The sequence below is a fragment of the Rhizobium sp. 768_B6_N1_8 genome (assembly GCF_051811225.1).
Classification (GTDB): Bacteria; Pseudomonadota; Alphaproteobacteria; order Rhizobiales; family Rhizobiaceae; genus Rhizobium.
In genome coordinates this window covers 1,507,673-1,525,913 of sequence record NZ_JBPWPV010000001.1, presented here as the reverse complement: position 1 = coordinate 1,525,913, position 18,241 = coordinate 1,507,673, and the positions used below count along the sequence as shown (strand labels likewise).

At 60.1% G+C, this 18,241-nt stretch carries 19 protein-coding genes and 1 pseudogene; 4 read left to right on the top strand and 16 right to left on the bottom strand.

Translation table 11 applies throughout. The annotated features are described in order from the left end of the window. The first annotated feature begins 65 nt into the window (after positions 1–65). The 3 genes from AB8B33_RS07840 (at position 66) to AB8B33_RS07830 (ending at position 2,162) form a co-directional block, all read left to right on the top strand. A complete protein-coding gene (locus tag AB8B33_RS07840; protein WP_439014894.1) occupies positions 66–1,286 on the top strand; it encodes a bifunctional 2-C-methyl-D-erythritol 4-phosphate cytidylyltransferase/2-C-methyl-D-erythritol 2,4-cyclodiphosphate synthase in 1,221 nt (406 codons plus the stop codon). Then, positions 1,283–1,777: a CinA family protein gene (locus AB8B33_RS07835; protein WP_439014893.1), complete on the top strand. Its 495-nt coding sequence runs from the start codon at positions 1,283–1,285 to the stop codon at positions 1,775–1,777. Before AB8B33_RS07840 ends, AB8B33_RS07835 begins: the two co-directional genes overlap by 4 nt. A gap of 79 nt (positions 1,778–1,856) precedes the next feature. Further along, on the top strand, positions 1,857–2,162 hold the full coding sequence (locus AB8B33_RS07830) for a hypothetical protein (RefSeq protein ID WP_113325294.1): 306 nt from the start codon (positions 1,857–1,859) through the stop codon (positions 2,160–2,162). A gap of 3 nt (positions 2,163–2,165) precedes the next feature. Here the strand turns inward: AB8B33_RS07830 and AB8B33_RS07825 are convergent, their stop codons facing one another. The 14 genes and pseudogenes from AB8B33_RS07825 to eno form a co-directional block, all read right to left on the bottom strand. Next, complete coding sequence (locus tag AB8B33_RS07825) at positions 2,166–2,612, bottom strand: type II toxin-antitoxin system RatA family toxin (protein ID WP_439014892.1); 447 nt, start codon at positions 2,610–2,612, stop codon at positions 2,166–2,168. 9 nt (positions 2,613–2,621) lie between these two features. Next, entirely contained in the window at positions 2,622–3,209 is a 588-nt protein-coding gene (locus AB8B33_RS07820) for an AAA family ATPase (RefSeq protein ID WP_439014891.1), read from the bottom strand. A 13-nt stretch (positions 3,210–3,222) separates the two neighbouring features. Further along, a pseudogene (locus AB8B33_RS07815) lies at positions 3,223–3,820 on the bottom strand (AAA family ATPase). A 161-nt stretch (positions 3,821–3,981) separates the two neighbouring features. Further along, complete coding sequence (gene lipA / locus AB8B33_RS07810) at positions 3,982–4,953, bottom strand: lipoyl synthase (protein WP_113325298.1); 972 nt, start codon at positions 4,951–4,953, stop codon at positions 3,982–3,984. Positions 4,954–5,058: 105 nt separating this feature from the next. Then, a complete protein-coding gene (locus tag AB8B33_RS07805; protein ID WP_113325299.1) occupies positions 5,059–5,307 on the bottom strand; it encodes a GlsB/YeaQ/YmgE family stress response membrane protein in 249 nt (82 codons plus the stop codon). Between the two features lie 14 nt (positions 5,308–5,321). Continuing rightward, positions 5,322–5,576, bottom strand: coding sequence for a GlsB/YeaQ/YmgE family stress response membrane protein (locus AB8B33_RS07800; RefSeq protein WP_113325300.1), 255 nt, complete (start codon positions 5,574–5,576; stop codon positions 5,322–5,324). Between the two features lie 99 nt (positions 5,577–5,675). Then, positions 5,676–7,121 carry a dihydrolipoyl dehydrogenase gene (gene lpdA, locus AB8B33_RS07795; protein ID WP_439014890.1) on the bottom strand — a complete coding sequence of 482 codons (1,446 nt, stop codon included), beginning with the start codon at positions 7,119–7,121 and terminating at the stop codon, positions 5,676–5,678. Positions 7,122–7,137: 16 nt separating this feature from the next. Continuing rightward, positions 7,138–7,716: a GNAT family N-acetyltransferase gene (locus AB8B33_RS07790; RefSeq protein WP_439014889.1), complete on the bottom strand. Its 579-nt coding sequence runs from the start codon at positions 7,714–7,716 to the stop codon at positions 7,138–7,140. A 2-nt stretch (positions 7,717–7,718) separates the two neighbouring features. Then, the gene (locus AB8B33_RS07785; RefSeq protein WP_439014888.1) at positions 7,719–8,360 is read right to left on the bottom strand and encodes an SGNH/GDSL hydrolase family protein; all 642 of its coding nucleotides are present in this window, start codon (positions 8,358–8,360) and stop codon (positions 7,719–7,721) included. A 21-nt stretch (positions 8,361–8,381) separates the two neighbouring features. Continuing rightward, on the bottom strand, positions 8,382–9,731 hold the full coding sequence (locus AB8B33_RS07780) for a pyruvate dehydrogenase complex dihydrolipoamide acetyltransferase (protein ID WP_439014887.1): 1,350 nt from the start codon (positions 9,729–9,731) through the stop codon (positions 8,382–8,384). 15 nt (positions 9,732–9,746) lie between these two features. Next, a complete protein-coding gene (locus AB8B33_RS07775) occupies positions 9,747–11,135 on the bottom strand; it encodes a pyruvate dehydrogenase complex E1 component subunit beta (protein WP_439014886.1) in 1,389 nt (462 codons plus the stop codon). A gap of 15 nt (positions 11,136–11,150) precedes the next feature. After that, the gene (gene pdhA, locus AB8B33_RS07770) at positions 11,151–12,197 is read right to left on the bottom strand and encodes a pyruvate dehydrogenase (acetyl-transferring) E1 component subunit alpha (RefSeq protein ID WP_113322839.1); all 1,047 of its coding nucleotides are present in this window, start codon (positions 12,195–12,197) and stop codon (positions 11,151–11,153) included. A 146-nt stretch (positions 12,198–12,343) separates the two neighbouring features. Continuing rightward, complete coding sequence (locus tag AB8B33_RS07765; protein WP_007822443.1) at positions 12,344–12,664, bottom strand: FtsB family cell division protein; 321 nt, start codon at positions 12,662–12,664, stop codon at positions 12,344–12,346. A 145-nt stretch (positions 12,665–12,809) separates the two neighbouring features. Beyond that, positions 12,810–14,084 (bottom strand): phosphopyruvate hydratase, encoded by a 1,275-nt coding sequence (eno, locus tag AB8B33_RS07760; RefSeq protein WP_037106212.1) that lies wholly within the window; start codon positions 14,082–14,084, stop codon positions 12,810–12,812. A gap of 475 nt (positions 14,085–14,559) precedes the next feature. Between eno and AB8B33_RS07755 the strand changes: the two genes are divergently transcribed. Beyond that, complete coding sequence (locus tag AB8B33_RS07755) at positions 14,560–16,371, top strand: methyl-accepting chemotaxis protein (RefSeq protein ID WP_439014885.1); 1,812 nt, start codon at positions 14,560–14,562, stop codon at positions 16,369–16,371. Between the two features lie 13 nt (positions 16,372–16,384). Here the strand turns inward: AB8B33_RS07755 and kdsA are convergent, their stop codons facing one another. Both kdsA and AB8B33_RS07745 read right to left on the bottom strand, forming a co-directional pair. Continuing rightward, positions 16,385–17,233, bottom strand: coding sequence for a 3-deoxy-8-phosphooctulonate synthase (gene kdsA / locus AB8B33_RS07750; RefSeq protein ID WP_439014884.1), 849 nt, complete (start codon positions 17,231–17,233; stop codon positions 16,385–16,387). Then, positions 17,230–18,117, bottom strand: coding sequence for a VOC family protein (locus AB8B33_RS07745; protein WP_439014883.1), 888 nt, complete (start codon positions 18,115–18,117; stop codon positions 17,230–17,232). Before AB8B33_RS07745 ends, kdsA begins: the two co-directional genes overlap by 4 nt. Between the last annotated feature and the right edge of the window lie 124 nt (positions 18,118–18,241).

Genomic DNA, 18,241 nt, shown 5'->3' with positions numbered 1-18,241 from the left:
ATGCTGGAAAAGGTCCGAGCAAGACGATAGAGCAACTGACATCCATTCCGCATATTCAGGGATTTATGCTGCAAATGCATACTAAGCAACCGATATCGGCTGGAATTGTCGTCGTTGCGGCGGGCCGCGGTGAACGCGCCGGATCACACGAGGAAGGCCCCAAGCAGTATCGGATGGTCGGCGGCAAGCCGGTTATCGTTCACACGCTTGAAAATTTCATGACATGGGAAGCGGCAACGCACATCGTCGTTGTCATCCACCCCGATGACGAAGCGCTTTTTGCCAGGGCATCCCGACACGTCATCTCCGCAACGCCGATCGAGACGGTTCATGGCGGCGCGACCCGACAGCAGTCGGTGCTGGCCGGCCTGCGACACCTTAGGGATAAGGGCATCAGCCACGTGCTGATCCACGACGCGGTGCGCCCCTTCGTCGATCACCAGCTTCTCGACCGGATCGCCGATACGCTTTCGGCCGGCGCGCCCGCGGTTCTTCCGGCAACGCCGGTCGCTGATACGCTGAAGCAGGCCGGCAGCGACGGGATCGTAGTTAAGACCATTCCGCGCGACCAGCTCTATGCGGCCCAGACGCCGCAATCCTTCGATTTCGCCACCATTCTCGAGGCGCATGAGAAGGCAGCCGCCAGCGGCAGGACGGATTTCACCGACGATGCATCAATCGCCGAGTGGCTCGGTATTCCTGTAACCATCGTCGAAGGCGCACCGACCAACGTCAAGCTGACAGTCAGAAGCGATATAGCCATGGCCGACGATAAGCTCTCAAACGCCCGTATCCCGGATGTGCGCACCGGCAACGGTTATGACGTGCATCAGCTCGAGCCCGGCGACGGTGTTACACTCTGCGGCGTCTTCATTCCGCATGATCAGAAGCTCAAGGGCCATTCGGATGCCGATGTGGCGTTGCATGCCTTGACGGATGCGCTGCTTGCCACCTGCGGCGCCGGAGATATCGGCGATCATTTCCCGCCATCCGACCAGCAATGGAAGGGTGCCCCTTCCCGCATCTTCATCGAACATGCAGCAAAGATCGTGCGCGATCATGGCGGCACCATCACCAATGCGGACGTCTCGCTGATTGCAGAGGCGCCGAAGGTCGGGCCGCATCGCGAAGCCATGCGCGCCAATCTTTCGGAATTCCTCGGCATCGACATCGAGCGCTGCTCGGTGAAAGCCACCACCAACGAGACGATCGGTTTCGTCGGCCGCCGCGAGGGGATCGCCGCGATTGCAACGGCAACCGTCGTCTATGGAGGCAGGAAGCGATGAGCCTGTTTCCCGCAGATATCACTTCGATGGCGGAAAACATCATCCGCAATTTCACGGCTGCGGGTCTGATGGTATCGACGGCAGAGTCCTGCACCGGCGGACTGATTGCCGGCGCGCTCACGGAGATCTCGGGATCGTCCGCTGTCGTTGACCGTGGCTTCGTGACCTATACGAACTTGGCCAAGATGCAGATGCTCGGCGTGCTGGAAGAGACGCTCATCCGTTTCGGCGCGGTTTCAGAGGAGACGGCCCGGCAGATGGTGCATGGTGCCCTCTTCCGCTCGCGCGCCGACCTTGCGGTCGCTGTGACGGGCATCGCCGGGCCTGGCGGCGGATCACCGGAAAAGCCAGTCGGGCTGGTGCATCTTGCGGCGAAATCACGTTCGGGTAAGCTTGTCCATCGTAAGATGCTTTACGGCGACATTGGCCGCACGGAAATCCGCCTGGCAACAATCCGGACGGCACTTCAAATGGTTATTGAAATTGCGTGATATTGAGTGAAGGAACAAAACGCAGGAATTTCAGTTTTTGCCGCGTGTAGGCAAGAACTAGTTTTGAAGGAACGGTCAAATGAGATACTTGGCATGCATCGGTGTCGTCTTGAGCCTCGCCTGCGTTTCGGCGGCTGAAGCACCATCCAACTATCAGGTTAATGGTGGCGTGCGGGTGGATTCGGACCCCGTTCTTCTGCGCAAATACGACCATGCGCTCCGCCGCTGCCAACCGGAAGCGCTGGGCTATCGCGGATCGCCTGATACCACCAGCCTGCTCTACAACGCAGCACTCAGAGGCTGCCTCTATCGCTACAGCTTCATCGACCGTGGCTCCTACGCTTATCCCGCGACGCAGATCTTCGACCATTTCTTCGATCGCTGACTGTCAGCCGTAGATCGTTGCCGCCCGTTTTTCGAAGGCGTCCGTGAACATGCGGAAAGCCCTGTCGAACATTGACCCCATGAGCGCGCCGAGAATGCGGCTCTTGAACTCATAGTCGATGAAAAAATCGACCGTACAGCCGCCGCCTTCCGCCTCGACGAACCGCCAGCGATTGTCGAGGTAGCGGAACGGGCCGTCGATATATTTGACGTCGATGACGCGCTCGGCCCTGTTGAGCAGGACCTGGGTCGTGAAGGTTTCGCGGATCGCTTTGTAGCCGACCGTCATGTCGGCGATCAGCAGTTCCTTGCCGTCACGCTCCTTGCGGTTCTTCACCGACAGAGCTTCGCAGAGCGGCAGAAATTCCGGATAACGTTCGACATCAGACACCAGGTTGAACATCTGGTCGGGCGTGTGCGGGACAGGGCGATGCGTTTCGAATTGCGGCATGAAGCGCAGTTAAGCCGGGACATCGAGAAGATCAAGAAGCGCTCGCATCTGGCGGCGGGATTTCACCTGCAAAACGGGCACATGCGGTCCGTGCGCAGCAATGGCTGATGTCACGCGCGGCGAGAATTTCTTCTCGAAGGTCCAGATGAATTCCAGAAACTGCCAATCGACCTTCTCGATGCAGCCGGGTGCCATTTCCGGGCGTGTGCGGCCAATGTGCTTCAGCCAGCGGGTCACAACTCCCCAGACGCAAAGCAGGCGCGGCATCCGCACCCAGATGACGATATCGGTGCGCGGCAGGCGGATATCGAAAGTGGACGGATTGGTGCCATCCATGATCCAGCGCTCGCCGGCAATCCTTTCGACGATCCGCTGGCGCTGTTCCTGCCTGCTGCGTTCCACCCAGCCCGGCAGCCAGAGGATATCGCGGTCGATCGAGAGATAGGTCAGGTCGAAATGGTTCGCCAGTTTCTGAGCAAGCGTCGACTTGCCGCCGCCCGAGCAGCCGATGACCAAGATGCGTCTCGCGTCGCGAATCTGCCCGGCGGCAAAGGCGTCGTCGACATAGTTGATTGCCTCGTCCGATTGCCGTTCCATTGCGAGTTCCTTCTTACTCGTTCACAGCCGGCAGTCTGGAGAGCAATTCGTCGCTCTCTTGGAAGGACTTGAGCGTCAGAACCGGGATGTCGCGGCCATGGCTTGCCAGCATCGCCGCGAATTTCGGCGCTTCCCGCTTTTCGAACGTCCAGATGTATTTCAGGAATTGCAAGTCGATCCGCTCAGGGCATCCCGGTGCCATGTCCGGCCGGGTCCGACCGCGATATTTCCACCAACGCCCGAGCACGCTGCGCACGGAAACGCTGCGCGCCGGGCGGCGCCAGAGCACCATATCGGCGCGCGCCAGACGGATCCGGCAATGTGCTTGGGTTGTTGCCGTCCATGATCCAGCGTTCGCCCGCAACGGCATCGCGGATGCGCTGAACGGATTCCTCCCGCGGACGCAGCTTCCAGCCGGGCAGCCAGAAGATGTCGCGGTCCATAGAGACGTAAGTCAGTCCGAATCGCCGTGCGAGCGCCTGGGCAAGCGTCGACTTGCCGGTGCCGGAGCAGCCGAAGACCAGGATGCGCTCGGCACGGGGAATAATGGTGGCAGCTTCGGCAATGGAGACTGCACGCACGGATTCAGGCGACGTCGTCACTTGATGCATGGCAAACTCGCTTTCGACAGGATCGCCTTCGCGGACCGATCTGTTGCGAAGAGCGGCGTGCTGGCTAGCTGCTTCGCGTGACCTGATGATGACAATGAAGCGAACAAAGAAAAACCGCGGCGAAAATCACCGCGGTCCTATTAAACACATGTGGCAAGCTCTTACTCGGCAGCCATCAGCAGCTTCTTCTCACGCGCAGCCTTCAGGCGGGCGAAGTCGTCGCCAGCGTGATGCGAGGAGCGCGTCAGCGGGCTGGAAGCGACCATCAGGAAGCCCTTAGTGTAAGCGACCGTCTCGTAGGACTTGAACTCTTCCGGAGTGACGAAGCTCTCGACCTTGTGGTGCTTGCGGGTCGGCTGCAGGTACTGGCCGATCGTCAGGAAGTCGACATCGGCGGTGCGCAGATCGTCCATGAGCTGGAGAACCTCGTTCCGCTCCTCACCGAGGCCGACCATGATACCGGATTTGGTGAACATGGTGGGATCGAGCTCCTTCACGCGCTGCAGCAGGCGGATGGAATGGAAGTAGCGGGCGCCCGGGCGAACCGTCAGATAGTTGCCGGCAACCGTTTCCATATTGTGGTTGAAGACGTCGGGCTTGGCAGCGACGACGCGTTCCAGCGCGCCAGGCTTCTTCAGGAAGTCGGGCGTCAGGATTTCGATCGTCGTCATCGGCGAAGCGGCGCGGATTGCCCAGATGACCTTTTCGAAATGCTCGGCGCCGCCATCTTCCAGATCGTCGCGGTCGACGGAGGTGATGACAACGTGGCTCAGGCCCATCTGCTTGACGGCCTTGGCGACGTTTTCCGGCTCGGCCATGTCGAGCGCATTCGGCTTGCCGGTCGCGACGTTGCAGAAGGCGCATGCGCGCGTACAGATCTCGCCCATGATCATGAAGGTGGCGTGCTTCTTGTCCCAGCACTCGCCGATATTCGGGCAGCCCGCCTCTTCGCAGACGGTGACGAGCTTGTGCTCCTTCACGATCGAGCGGGTTTCGGCGTAGCCTTTCGAGGTCGGCGCCTTCACACGAATCCAGTCCGGCTTGCGCAGGACTTCCGTATCCGGGCGATGCGCCTTTTCCGGATGCCGCACACGCTTTGCGTCTGGATTGATCGTGTCGAGAATGGTGACCATGTCAGTTCAACTTTCCGCCGCCCCATGCGGCCCGGATTGTCATATTGCGCATCGTTCGTTTATTCAAATCTTTCGATCTGAAGGGATGCGCCCTGTCTTCGCACTTTATCTTCGAACCAGCCGCGCGAAGAATATCAGCAGGCAGGCGCCAATGAAGCCCGTCACGAAGTAGCCGAACCTTCCGCCGGCAACCTCGATATGGAACTGTGCCAGGATGGCGGTGGCGACGACCGAGCCGACAATGCCGAGCACGATGTTCAGCAATATGCCGTAACGCGCTTCCATCAGCTTGCCCGCGAGCCAGCCCGCAAGTCCACCGATAATGATTGCCGAAATCCAGCCGACGCCTTCCATCCCGTGTTTCTGCCCTACGCTATCGCCCTTGCGATCAGCACCACGACAATGGCGCCGACAGTGGCGTGGATGATCTGAACCACCAGTGCATTTTCAATGCCCAGAGAAATCCCCAATGCATTAAACAAAAACCCGCCCACGAACGCGCCGATGATGCCGCTGAGCAGGCACCGTATCAACCCACCACCACCGACGACCAGGCTCGCGAGGAAGCCCGCGACCAGACCGATCAGCAGAAAGACGAGAAGCGACTGCGTGCTCATAGACATGATGATTTCCTTTCGTTTTTTCCACCCCGGGGAGCGAATGGATTTTCCATCCCGGGCAATGGCGTTCCGCCACGGGATAGAGGGCGCACAAGAAAATTATCAAGCGTTCAGAACGCGGCCGTAAGCATCGAGCACGCTTTCCTTCATCGTCTCCGAAATGGTCGGATGCGGGAAGATCGTGTGTATCAGTTCTTCTTCCGTCGTCTCCAGGTTCATGGCGACCACGAAGCCCTGGATGAGCTCGGTGACTTCGGCGCCGACCATGTGGGCGCCGAGCAGTTCGCCGGTCTTCTTGTCGAAGATCGTCTTGACCAGACCCTGGTCTTCGCCGAGCGCGACAGCCTTGCCGTTGGCGCTGAAAGGGAAGCGGCCAACGCGGATATCGCGGCCCAACTCCTTGGCCTTAGCCTCGGTCAGGCCGACAGATGCGACCTGCGGGTTGCAGTAGGTGCAGCCCGGGATCTTGAGCTTGTCCATCGGATGAACGTTCGGCAGGCCGGCAATCTTCTCGACACAGACGACGCCTTCATGCTCGGCCTTGTGGGCCAGCAGCGGCGGGCCGGCAACGTCGCCGATCGCGTAGATGCCAGGCACATTGGTCCTGCCATAGCCGTCGATGACGATGAAGCCACGATCGGTCTTCACGCCGACAGCCTCAAGGCCGATGCCTTCGACATTGGCCTGCACGCCGACGGCTGAAATCATGCGGTCTGCAGTGATCGTTTCCGTCGTTCCGTCTTTCTTCTGGATGGTGGCAGTGATCGAATTTGCGCCCTTCTCCACCTTGGCGACCTTGGCCTCCAGATGGATCTTCATGCCCTGACGCTCGAACTGCTTCTTGGCGAGAGCGGAGATTTCCACATCCTCGACCGGCATGACCTGGCTCATGATCTCGACGACGGTGACGTCGACGCCCATCGTGCGGTAGAAGCTTGCGAATTCGATACCGATCGCGCCCGATCCCATGACAAGCAGGGACTTCGGCAGTTCGTCCGCCTTCATTGCTTCAAAATAGGTCCAGATCAGCTTACCATCCGGCTCGATGCCCGGCAGTGCGCGCGGACGCGCGCCGGTCGCAACGATGATGTGCTTGGCCGTATAGGTGCCTTCGCCGAGCGCGTTCTTCGGCACCGGACCCATCGGCTCCATCGGCTTCTTCGTCGTCTTGGAAACGACAATCTCGCCGGGCTTGGTGATCTTTGCCTCACCCCAGATGACATCGACCTTGTTCTTCTTGAACAGGAAGCCGACGCCGTTATTCATGCGATGCGCAATACCGCGCGAACGGGTGACGATCGCCTTGATATCGGGCTTGATCGTGCCTTCCAGCACCAGGCCGTAATCCTTGCCGTGCTGGGCGGTATGCAGGACGTCAGCCGAGCGCAGCAGCGCCTTGGTCGGAATGCAGCCCCAGTTGGAGCAAATGCCGGCGAGATGTTCGCGCTCGACGCAGGCGACCTTGAGGCCGAGCTGCGCGGCGCGGATGGCGGCGATATAGCCGCCGGGACCGGAACCGATGACGATGACGTCGTAGGATTGAGCCATTGCTTTCCTGCCTTTGTTACGCTCGCGCGCGGGTCATGAGAACCCATGCGTGCTTTTTGCTGTTATCGAAGAGCGGCACGGCATTCATGCGCGCCGCTTCCGAAAATCCGTTTCTTCCGTAAAGCGACAGAGCCGCTTCGTTACTATCCGACGTGATCAGGCTGACCGGCAGCACGTCTGCCCTTGCGAGCTGATCTTCCAGCAGCCTCTTGCCGATGCCGATACCGCGCATATGGCGATAGACCGCGAGACTGCCAATGAACCAGTGTCCGATCACCGATCTCTGCATCGCCAGCATCGGCTCTATGGCCGGATGCCGCGCTTCGAGATCACGTATGCCTTCATCCACTTCGTAACCGATCGCCATTCCGGCGATCTCATCATAGGCCTCGCCGATGACGGCGTTCTTCCAGCCGCCGAGCGCCTCGTCGCTCATCTTCAGCCGGCCCCGCTCCAGCGGTGTATCGCTCGTGCCGCTTGCGACATCGGCAAACCAGAGCCATGAGGCAAAGCCGTGAGAAGCAATATCCGCCAGTATCGCCAGTTCCGAAGCATCCCGGCGGGAGGCCTGTCGGAGAGCGAGAAAGGCAGTCATCGTCAGAGGCCCAGCATCATCCGCACGATGGGCTCAAGGCCGCGACCGAGCGCACGCGTATTCTCCGCATCGAGGTGAATACCGTCGATCGGCGTCGTCTTGGCGACGGAATTGCCGTCGAAGAAGCCGCAGCCGAGTTCATCAGCGAGATCACGGTAAAGCGTCGGAAGCTTTGCCGATTCCTCGATGCCACCGGGGAAGGATGCCGCGAAGGGCACATTGCCCGTCGCGCAGATTGCCGGCGACGCCACGATCAGGATCTCCGGCCCATCGAATTCGAAGGGCCAGGCATGATTGCGGATCAGCCGCACCAGACGGCCGATGCCCTGGCACGCGGCAAAGGCCGAGCCGGCAACGACCGGCTTCATGTCGTTGGTGCCGAGCAGCAGGATAACGAGATCGAGCGGCGCATGCGTCTGCAGAACAGTCGGCAGAATGCGTGCGCCATTGCGATCGCAATCGGCAAGATGGTCGTCAAAGGCGGTGGTGCGGCCGTTCAGGCCTTCCGCGATGACGCGAACTCCGCTTCCGAGCGTTGCCTGAAGCACGCTCGGCCAGCGGTTTTCGTAGGCATGACGGCCGATCGTGACGGCGTCATAGCCCCAAGTCAGCGAGTCACCATAGCAAAGAACAGTCTTCGTCATGTCCGCCCTCCCGCGTCCTGCTTAGACCAGCATGCCCATCGGATTTTCGATGTAGCCCTTGAAGGCCTGCAGCAACTCAGCACCGAGAGCACCGTCAACGCAACGATGGTCAGTCGAGAGCGTCACGGTCATGACCGTAGCAATCGCCATTTCGCCGTTCTTGACGATGACGCGCTGCTCCCCCGCGCCGACTGCGAGGATGGTCGCATGCGGCGGGTTTATGACGGCTGCGAAGTTCTTCACGCCCATCATTCCCATGTTGGAGACCGAGGTCGTGCCGCCCTGATATTCCTCAGGCTTCAGCTTGCGATCTTTCGCGCGCTTGCCGAGATCGCGCATCTCGTTGGAGATGGTCGATAGCGTCTTCTCCTCAGCCTTGCGGACGATCGGGGTGATCAGGCCGCCAGGGATCGAGACAGCCACGCCGACATCGGCATGCTTGTGCTTGACCATGGCATTTTCGGTCCAGGAGACGTTGGCATCCGGAATGTCGCGCAGTGCCAAAGCCATGGCCTTGATGACCATGTCGTTGACCGAAAGCTTGTAGGCCGGAGCACCGTCCTTGCGGGGAGCGGCGTCGTTCAGCTGCGCACGCAGCGCCATTAGCGCGTCGAGTTCGCAATCGACCGAAACGTAGAAGTGCGGAACGGTCTGCTTGGATTCGACGAGGCGACGGGCAATCGTCTTGCGCATGCCGTCATGCGGCACGAGCTCGTAGGAGCCCGGCTCGAAGAGCTTGAGCACGGCTTCATCCGAAGCGCCCTTCGGAGCGGCAGCGGCCGGAGCCGGTGCAGCAGCCTGCGGGGCAGCAACAGCAGCCGGAGCGGCCTTGGCGCCACCACCGGCAGCAGCAGCTTCGACATCACTCTTGACGACACGGCCATGCGGACCGGTGCCGGCAACGGCAGAGATATCGATACCGGCTTCCTTGGCGAGACGGCGAGCAAGCGGCGAAGAGAAGGTGCGAGCGCCAGCCGAGGAGGCGGCAGCCGGGGCGGGGGCCGGAGCTGCCGGTGCCGGAGCGGGTGCTGTCTCAGCCTTCGGTGCTTCGGCTGGTGCCGGAGCAACCGCAGCCTTCGGCGCCGGAGCGGCGGAGCCGGCACCGCTTGCGGCGGCGGCGACATCTTCGCCATCGGCGGCGAGAACGGCGATCAGGGCGTTGACCTTCACGCCTTCGCTGCCAGCCGGAACGACGAGCTTGGCAACGGTGCCTTCGTCGATGGCTTCGACTTCCATCGTCGCCTTGTCGGTCTCGATCTCAGCGATCACATCGCCGGACTTGACCTTATCGCCTTCCTTGACCAGCCACTTGGCCAGATTGCCTTCTTCCATGGTCGGAGAGAGGGCGGGCATCGTGATATTGATCGGCATCGAAAGGCCCTCCCCTTATTTGTAGCAAACGGCTTTCACCGCATCGACCACTTCGCCGACATTCGGAAGCGCGAGCTTCTCGAGATTGGCGGCGTAAGGCATCGGAACGTCCTTGCCGGCGATCGTCAGGATCGGCGCATCGAGGTAATCGAAGGCCTGCTGCATGACGCGGGTGGCGATTTCGGTGCCAACGGAGTTCTGCGGATAACCTTCTTCGACGGTGACCAGACGGCCTGTCTTCTTGACCGATTCGATCACGGTCGGAAGATCCATCGGGCGAAGCGTGCGCAGATCGATCAGTTCGACATCGATGCCGAGCTTTTCGAGTTCAGCAACCGCCTTCGTCGCATAGGTCATGCCGATGCCGAAGGAGACGACGGTGACATCCTTGCCCGGGCGGTGGATGCGGGCCTTGCCGATCGGCAGAACGAAATTATCGAGCTTCGGTACATCGAAATGCTGACCGTAGAGAATTTCGTTTTCGAGGAAGACGACCGGATTCGGGTCACGGATCGCGGCCTTGAGCAGACCCTTGGCGTCGGATGCCGTGTAGGGCATGACAACCTTCAGGCCGGGGATCGCGCTATACCAGGCCGCGTAATCCTGGCTGTGCTGGGCGCCGACGCGGGCAGCAGCACCGTTCGGGCCGCGGAAAACGATCGGGGCACCCATCTGGCCGCCCGACATATAGAGCGTCTTGGCAGCCGAGTTGATGATCTGGTCGATCGCCTGCATGGCGAAGTTGAAGGTCATGAACTCGACGATCGGCTTCAGGCCGGCCATGGCAGCACCGACGCCGACGCCGGCGAAGCCGTGTTCGGTGATCGGCGTATCGATAACGCGGCGAGCGCCGAATTCCTGCAGAAGACCCTGGGTGACCTTGTAGGCGCCCTGGTATTCGGCAACTTCCTCGCCCATGACGAAGACGTTGTCATCGGCGCGCATTTCTTCGGCCATGGCGTCACGAAGGGCTTCGCGCACCGTCATCGACACCATCTCGGTACCGGCAGGAATTTCCGGGTCGTTCGGCACGAAAGCCTTGGGCTCGGCCGGAACCGGAGCAGCAGCTGCAGCCGGCTTTTCTTCCTGGGCAGCAGGCGCCGCGGCGGCCGGAGCCGGCTGAGTGGCAGCCGGAGCGGCGGAAATCGCGTCGGCGGATTCGCCATCCTGCAGCAGGATGGCGATCTTGGCATTCACCTTGACGTTTTCGGTGCCTGCCGGAACCAGCAGCTTGCCGATGACGCCTTCATCGACGGCTTCGACTTCCATCGTCGCCTTGTCGGTTTCGATTTCGGCAATCACGTCACCGGACGTGACCTTGTCGCCTTCATTCTTGAGCCACTTGGACAGCGTGCCTTCTTCCATCGTCGGAGAGAGGGCGGGCATGAGGATATCGATAGGCATGGGTTCCCTCCCCGATTAGAGCAGAATGTCGGTGTAGAGTTCGGATGCATCCGGCTCCGGATCGGCCTGGGCGAAATCGGCACTGTCGGCGACGATGTCGCGGACTTCCTTGTCGATCGCCTTCAGATCGTCTTCGGTCGCCCAACCCTTTTCCATCACGCGCAGGCGAACCTGCTCGATCGGGTCCTGCTCGGAGCGCATCTTCTGCACTTCTTCCTTGGTGCGATACTTCGCCGGGTCCGACATGGAGTGGCCGCGGTAGCGATAGGTCAGCATTTCAAGGATGATCGGGCCCTTGCCCGAGCGGCAGTGCTCGAGCGCCTCATCGGCAGCAGCTTTGACGGCGCGAACGTCCATGCCGTCAACCTGGACGCCCGGGATACCGAAGCCGGAACCGCGAAGCGAATAGTTCGACTGAGCCGTCGCGCGAGCCGTCGACGTGCCCATGGCATAACGGTTGTTTTCGACGATGTAGATGATCGGTAGCTTCCAGAGAGCAGCCATGTTGAAGCTCTCGTAGACCTGACCCTGGTTGGCAGCACCGTCGCCGAAATAGGCAATCGAGACAGAGTTGTTGCCGCGGTACCGGTTGGCGAAGGCGAGACCGGTGCCGAGCGACACCTGCGCGCCGACGATGCCGTGACCGCCGTAGAAATGCTTCTCCTTGGAGAACATGTGCATCGAACCGCCCTTCCCGTGGGAATAGCCGTTGCGACGCCCCGTCAGCTCAGCCATGACGCCGCGTGCTTCCATGCCGGTAGCCAGCATATGACCGTGGTCGCGATAGGCGGTGATGACCTGATCGCCTTCCTTCTGCGCCATCTGCATGCCGACGACGACAGCCTCCTGGCCGATGTAAAGGTGACAGAAACCACCGATGAAGCCCATGCCGTAAAGCTGGCCCGCCTTTTCCTCGAAACGGCGGATGAGCAGCATCTCGCGATAGGCCTTCAGCTCCTCGTCGCGATCGAAATCGGCGATAGGACCACCGTTCGATGCCTTGGCTGCGGATTTCGCACTGTTTTTGCGGCTGGAAACGGTCGCGGTTTTGCGCAACGCCATTCAACCCTCCCTATGGGTTTATCGGTTCTCAGGTGGCGCGTACCATAGGGAAGAAAAATGACCACAGCAATGCCATAATTGCATGGCTCATATTCGCAGGTAAATTATTGATAAATAACAGGAATTTTTGATTAACCCAAATTCGGTTAATTGCGGTAGTGATTGTAAATGACAATCTCATCCGCGCGCGACATGTTGAGCTGATATCGCGCCTTTTCGTCGAGCATATCCTTGTCCAGCGAGCCGTCACTCAGGAGCGCTACCTGCGCCTCCAGATGCTCACGCTTAACCTTCAGCACAGCCAATTCCTTCTCACGCGCGACACGCTGGCGCTCGAACGCCTCCGTCGCACGCAGACCATAGTCACCGTGAATGCAATGATAACCGAAATAGGAAAGGAAGGCGACCGTCATGGCCGGAATGACGAAGCGGCCAGTCTTTCTCTTCTTATGATGCTTTGTCCACATACACGCATGCTCTAACGCATTACCAATCGTTTCAATTTACCGCGCAGAGATTAACCGTTCGTTGACTCAAAGCCCACCACGGGCAGACTCAACAAAAAACCCGCGCCGGAGCGCGGGTTCCAAATGACTGATTTATCAGTTCGTATTAGCCGCGGATGATGGAGCGGCCGGCATACTGAGCCTGCGGGCCGAGACCTTCTTCGATGCGGATCAGCTGGTTGTATTTGGCAAGGCGATCCGAGCGCGACAGCGAGCCGGTCTTGATCTGGCCGCAGTTGGTGGCAACTGCGAGATCGGCGATCGTGGAATCTTCCGTTTCGCCCGAGCGGTGCGACATCACGGCAGTGTAGGCCGCCTTGTGCGCGGTGTTGACGGCATCGAGCGTTTCCGTCAGCGAGCCGATCTGGTTGACCTTGACGAGGATCGAGTTGGCGACGCCCATGCGGATACCGTCACGCAGGCGAGCCGAGTTGGTGACGAACAAGTCATCGCCGACGAGCTGGCACTTTTTGCCGACGAGATCGGTCAGTGTCTTCCAGCCTTCCCAATCGTCTTCTGCCATGCCGTCTTCGACGGAAATGATCGGGTACTTGCCGACGAGTTCGGCGAGGTATTCGGCCATTGCGCCCGGTTCGAGCGTGCGGCCTTCGCCTTCCATCACATACTTGCCGTCCTTGAAGAATTCCGTCGAGGCGCAATCGAGGCCGAGATAGATGTCCTCGCCCGGCTTGTAGCCGGCTTTCTCAACCGACTTCATGATGAAGTCGAGGGCTTCCGGAGCGCTCTTCAGGCCCGGGGCAAAACCGCCTTCGTCGCCGACATTGGTGTTGTGGCCCTGGGCGGCGAGTTCCTTGCGCAGCGTATGGAAGACTTCCGAGCCCATGCGGACAGCTTCACGGATAGAGTCTGCGCCAACCGGCAGGATCATGAATTCCTGGAAATCGATCGGGTTGTCGGCATGTGCGCCACCGTTGATGATGTTCATCATAGGAACCGGTAGCAGGCTGGCCGAAGCGCCACCAACATAACGGTAGAGCGGCAGGCCGGAAGCCTCCGCGGCGGCCTTGGCAACAGCGAGCGAAACGCCGAGGATGGCGTTGGCCCCAAGGCGCGACTTGTTCGGCGTACCGTCGAGCTCGATCATGATCTTGTCGATCTGGATCTGGTTTTCAGCGTCGATGCCGCCGATGGCGTCGAAGATCTCGGTGTTGGCGGCTTCGACGGCCTTTTCGACACCCTTGCCCAGGTAGCGCTTGCCGCCGTCACGTAGTTCGACGGCTTCATGCGCGCCGGTCGAGGCACCCGAGGGAACAGCCGCACGGCCCATGCTGCCGTCTTCGAGATAGACATCGACTTCGACGGTGGGGTTACCACGGCTATCAAGAATCTCGCGGGCGATGATATCGGTAATTGCAGTCATGGTTTTTTCCTGCTCGGTGGGTGGATAAATCGTTTGAAACCGTCTTAATCGAAGGTGCGCAAATTACAATGCCGCAATTTTGCACGTTCGGGCAGCGCATCAGACGTGGCCTATAGCACAATCATGTCAGGGTTTTGAAGGGAACGGCAGTCGCCGGCCAGCATATCCCATCCATCGAAAGACGATAAACTGTTTATCCGGGCGGAATGTTGGCAAGCCACCATCGTTGGCAGCAACCCACGGCTGAAAATTCCTGCAACAGCCCCAATTTTGGACGGCTTCTCGCCCTTTGATTTCAGCCTTCGGTAACCATCCCGGTTTAATTTTGAAAGCTTGGGAGAGGCCCTCAAAAGTCGGTCGTTTCGGCCACTCAGGCAAATACGGAACGGCTGGAATGAACAGCTGCGGCCCCCTCCAAAAACAACCAGTACGGGATTTTATCGACTCTCTTGGCGGCATTTCATATGAGGCACAGATGAAACTCAATATTGCACGCAGCCTTGCCATTTTCGGTGCCGTTGTCATCCTCGGACTGGTGACCTCCATCGGCTTGCAGAATTACGCGTTCAACATGCTTCGCGTGAACGGACTGATGTATAAGCAGATCATCTATGGCAAGGATCTCGTCGCCGATATTCTCCCGCCGCCGCTCTATGTCATCGAACCCTACATGCTCGCGCTCGAAGCCGTCGAGCAGCCGGCCTCGGCAACGGCCAATATCGAACGCATCCGAACGGTTCTGAAGCCGGCTTATGAAGACCGCCGCAAATATTGGTCAGAAACGCCGCTCAGCGCCGATCTCAAGCGCAAGCTTCTCGATGACGTTCTCGTCAGGGGCGACGCCTTCTGGCAAGTCATGGATGAGGAGGCGGTGCCTGCAATACTCAAGGGCGACAAGGCCGCCGTCGAACCGGCGCTCCTCAAGCTTGCGACGAATTTTCATGTTCACGAAAAGGCCGTGAACGAACTCGTGGCGATGGCGAACGCCTTCCAGGCGGATGCCGAAAAGCAGGCTGCCGAACAGACGGAACTGCTCTCCGCCGTTACGCTGTCCGCCGCCGCGCTTTCCTTCGTGCTCATCGTTGCCGGGCTCTACATGTTCCGCAGGCGCGCGATCGTGCCGCTATCGGCGATGCGCGACTACATGGCGGTCCTCGCGAGCGGCGACTATTCCCGCGAAGTTCCCTATGTCAGACGATCCGACGAAATCGGAGAAATGGCGCGCGCAGTCACGGTCTTTCGCGAATCGGCGGAAGAACGGAACGCCATCCGCGCGCACCAGGACGAGGAACGGCAGGCACAGATGCGCCGCGATGCAGAACTCGACGCATCGAAGAGCGTGGAGAATGCCACGCGCCAGCGCGTCATCGAAAGCCTGAGCGCCGGCCTGGAGCGTCTTTCACGCGGCGACCTGACCGTGCGTCTCGACGAGCAGTTCGCCAACACTTATGAGAAGCTTCGCGAGACCTTCAATACCAGCATCATCATTCTTTCCGATGCCATGAAGGACATCTATGCCGCCACGAATACGGTCGGCGACAGTTCGCGCGAAATCGCACTCAGCACCACTGATCTGGCACAGCGTACCGAGAGTCAGGCTGCCTCACTCGAACAGGCGGCTTCGGCGCTGGATCAGATCACGGTTACGGTGAAAAACTCCTCGGAGCGGGCCCAGGAAGCCAATGCGATGATGTTGGCCACGAAGGAGAGTGCCGCGCATTCCGCCGAGATCGTTCGCGAAGCGGTTACCGCCATGGAGAAGATCGAGGAATCAGCGGTCAGGATCGGCGATATTATCAACGCCATCGATGAGATCGCCTTTCAGACCAATCTTTTGGCGCTCAACGCGGGCGTCGAGGCAGCACGCGCCGGAGACGCAGGGAAAGGCTTTGCCGTCGTAGCTCAGGAAGTCCGCGAGCTTGCCGGCCGCTCCGCCAATCTCGCCAAGGAGATCAAGCTTCTCGTCGAGACGTCGTCGCGGCAGGTCTCCGCGGGCGTGGCACTTGTCAACCGCACCGGCGAGGCACTCGGCGATATCGACCGCCAGGTGCTGCAGGTGACGGCGCTGACCGAAGCGATCGTGCGCTCGTCTTCAGAACAGTCGGTCGCGCTCGTCGAGGTCAACGCTGCCGTCAACCGTATGGATCAGGTGACACAGCAGAATGCGGCGATGGCCGAGGAGACAAACGCCGCCTGCCAGGAGCTCGGCAACGAGGCGTCCCATCTCGGGCGCATGCTCTCCCGCTTCGCACTGGAGGAAAGGCGCCCGTCCCGCGCGGCAGCCTGATGCTGCCTGCCGTTCAGGCGGCCTTGGCGATCGCGTCGAAGGCGAGAAGCTTCTCGAGAAGCCGCGGCATGTCCTTGAGATAGACCATGTTCGGCCCGTCGCAGGGCGCGTTATCCGGATCCTGATGGGTTTCGATAAAGATGCCGGCAACGCCGACGGCAACGGCTGCACGCGCCAGCGTTTCCACGAACTGCCGCTCTCCGCCGGAGGTTTCCCCCTGCCCGCCAGGCTGCTGGACTGAATGCGTGGCGTCGAAAATAACGGGGGCGCCGGTTGCTGCCATGATCGGCAGGGAACGCATGTCGGAGACCAGCGTATTGTAACCAAAGGAAGCGCCGCGCTCGCACAGCAAGATGTTCGGATTGCCGCTCTGGTTCAGCTTGCCGAGCACGTTCTTCATATCCCAAGGCGCCAGGAACTGGCCCTTCTTGACGTTGATAACGCGGCCGGTCTTTGCCGCAGCCACCAGGAGATCCGTCTGACGAGACAGGAAGGCCGGTATCTGCAGGATGTCGACGACCTTGCCCACTTCGGCGCATTGTTCTTCAGTGTGGATGTCGGTCAGAACCGGAATGCCGAGTTCCTTCTTGAGATCGGCAAAAACCTCCAGGCCCTTTTCAAGGCCGACGCCGCGTTTGCTCGACAAGGAAGAGCGGTTCGCCTTGTCGAAAGACGTCTTATAGACGAGCCCGATACCGAGCTTGGCGCACAGTTCCTTCAACGTGCCGGCAACCATGAACGCATGGTCGCGGCTTTCCATTTCGCAAGCGCCGGCAATCAGCGACAGGCGCCCGGCATTGGAGAAAGTGACCTTGCCGGCGCCTTCGCCGACCGTCACCACGGAGTTGGTAGTAGAGCTCATGATGTTTCCTCGAAAGCGAAGAGCACGCCCTGGCCGGGCGCGGGCTTCACCAGAATACGGTTGCCCTTGCGTGTGTAGGTCACCCCGTTAGCAGCCAAATGCGCTTCTGTCACGGCCAGATCGCCAACCGCAAAGAGGATTGCCCGGCCGCCCAGGCCGCGATCGATATCCGGCGTCGCCAGATCGAAATAGGCCTCCAGCCCCTGCGGGGTCATCAGGCTGATCTTTGCGTTTCCGGTAAGCACCTCCAGCCCGAAACTCGTATCGCCAGCAGAAGCGGCTTTTGCCGCCGAGCGAACGAAGTCGCCGAAGGCTGTCGGCTCGGGGGCTGCGAGAGCGATCTCGGCAATGCCTGTCACGCCATTGGCGTGGGTCTCCAGCACGTTGCGGTCGGCAGGAAGCGGGTTGATGCGCTCGACAGCGAAGAGAAAGAAATCCGGTGCCCGGAGGTCGGCAGCGAAGGCGAGCCGGAAGCCGGCAATGCTCTCAGTGCCATCCGGCATTTTCACAGGGCGTTCGAACTGCAGCACAGAACCGGCACTGATGCTGCCCTCCACGAATCGAGCATGTTCGTGCTTTGCATCCGCGGTGGCGAAGGCGATGGCGGACAGTCCCTCGCTGCCGCAGCGGAAGCGGAAAGCCTGATCGCGAGCCGTGAAGACATTGCCCTCACGTGCCGTCACCTCGCTCTCCTCGACGCTCGCGACACCGAGCGGCTCGATATAGGTTTTGTCGGCAAAGAAAACACAGGCATTCTCCGTGCCGAAGGGATGGCGGGCATCGGGCGCGACGGTAAAGCCCAGCTTGCCCAGCCTTTCGCGGGCAAGGTCGATATCGGTAACCGGCAAAACGAGATGATCGATCGGAAGCGTGTCTTGGCTCATCGGTTCTTCTCCCAGCAGTGACAAGGAGATGTGCTTCAGCAGGTCTCGTGAAACAAGGCCAGACAGGCCTAAGGGCGATAAAAATCAAATTCTCGACAGATTGAACAGAAGTTTTACGAAAATT

What these genes read in the sequence shown, in the direction of transcription:
- AB8B33_RS07840 (WP_439014894.1), top strand. Translation starts at nt 66, where the DNA reads ATGCTGCAAATGCATACTAAGCAACCGATATCGGCTGGAATTGTCGTC.
- AB8B33_RS07835 (WP_439014893.1), top strand. Translation starts at nt 1,283, where the DNA reads ATGAGCCTGTTTCCCGCAGATATCACTTCGATGGCGGAAAACATCATC.
- AB8B33_RS07830 (WP_113325294.1), top strand. Translation starts at nt 1,857, where the DNA reads ATGAGATACTTGGCATGCATCGGTGTCGTCTTGAGCCTCGCCTGCGTT.
- AB8B33_RS07825 (WP_439014892.1), bottom strand. Translation starts at nt 2,612, where the DNA reads ATGCCGCAATTCGAAACGCATCGCCCTGTCCCGCACACGCCCGACCAG.
- AB8B33_RS07820 (WP_439014891.1), bottom strand. Translation starts at nt 3,209, where the DNA reads ATGGAACGGCAATCGGACGAGGCAATCAACTATGTCGACGACGCCTTT.
- lipA (WP_113325298.1), bottom strand. Translation starts at nt 4,953, where the DNA reads ATGGTCACCATTCTCGACACGATCAATCCAGACGCAAAGCGTGTGCGG.
- AB8B33_RS07805 (WP_113325299.1), bottom strand. Translation starts at nt 5,307, where the DNA reads ATGGAAGGCGTCGGCTGGATTTCGGCAATCATTATCGGTGGACTTGCG.
- AB8B33_RS07800 (WP_113325300.1), bottom strand. Translation starts at nt 5,576, where the DNA reads ATGTCTATGAGCACGCAGTCGCTTCTCGTCTTTCTGCTGATCGGTCTG.
- lpdA (WP_439014890.1), bottom strand. Translation starts at nt 7,121, where the DNA reads ATGGCTCAATCCTACGACGTCATCGTCATCGGTTCCGGTCCCGGCGGC.
- AB8B33_RS07790 (WP_439014889.1), bottom strand. Translation starts at nt 7,716, where the DNA reads ATGACTGCCTTTCTCGCTCTCCGACAGGCCTCCCGCCGGGATGCTTCG.
- AB8B33_RS07785 (WP_439014888.1), bottom strand. Translation starts at nt 8,360, where the DNA reads ATGACGAAGACTGTTCTTTGCTATGGTGACTCGCTGACTTGGGGCTAT.
- AB8B33_RS07780 (WP_439014887.1), bottom strand. Translation starts at nt 9,731, where the DNA reads ATGCCGATCAATATCACGATGCCCGCCCTCTCTCCGACCATGGAAGAA.
- AB8B33_RS07775 (WP_439014886.1), bottom strand. Translation starts at nt 11,135, where the DNA reads ATGCCTATCGATATCCTCATGCCCGCCCTCTCTCCGACGATGGAAGAA.
- pdhA (WP_113322839.1), bottom strand. Translation starts at nt 12,197, where the DNA reads ATGGCGTTGCGCAAAACCGCGACCGTTTCCAGCCGCAAAAACAGTGCG.
- AB8B33_RS07765 (WP_007822443.1), bottom strand. Translation starts at nt 12,664, where the DNA reads ATGTGGACAAAGCATCATAAGAAGAGAAAGACTGGCCGCTTCGTCATT.
- eno (WP_037106212.1), bottom strand. Translation starts at nt 14,084, where the DNA reads ATGACTGCAATTACCGATATCATCGCCCGCGAGATTCTTGATAGCCGT.
- AB8B33_RS07755 (WP_439014885.1), top strand. Translation starts at nt 14,560, where the DNA reads ATGAAACTCAATATTGCACGCAGCCTTGCCATTTTCGGTGCCGTTGTC.
- kdsA (WP_439014884.1), bottom strand. Translation starts at nt 17,233, where the DNA reads ATGAGCTCTACTACCAACTCCGTGGTGACGGTCGGCGAAGGCGCCGGC.
- AB8B33_RS07745 (WP_439014883.1), bottom strand. Translation starts at nt 18,117, where the DNA reads ATGAGCCAAGACACGCTTCCGATCGATCATCTCGTTTTGCCGGTTACC.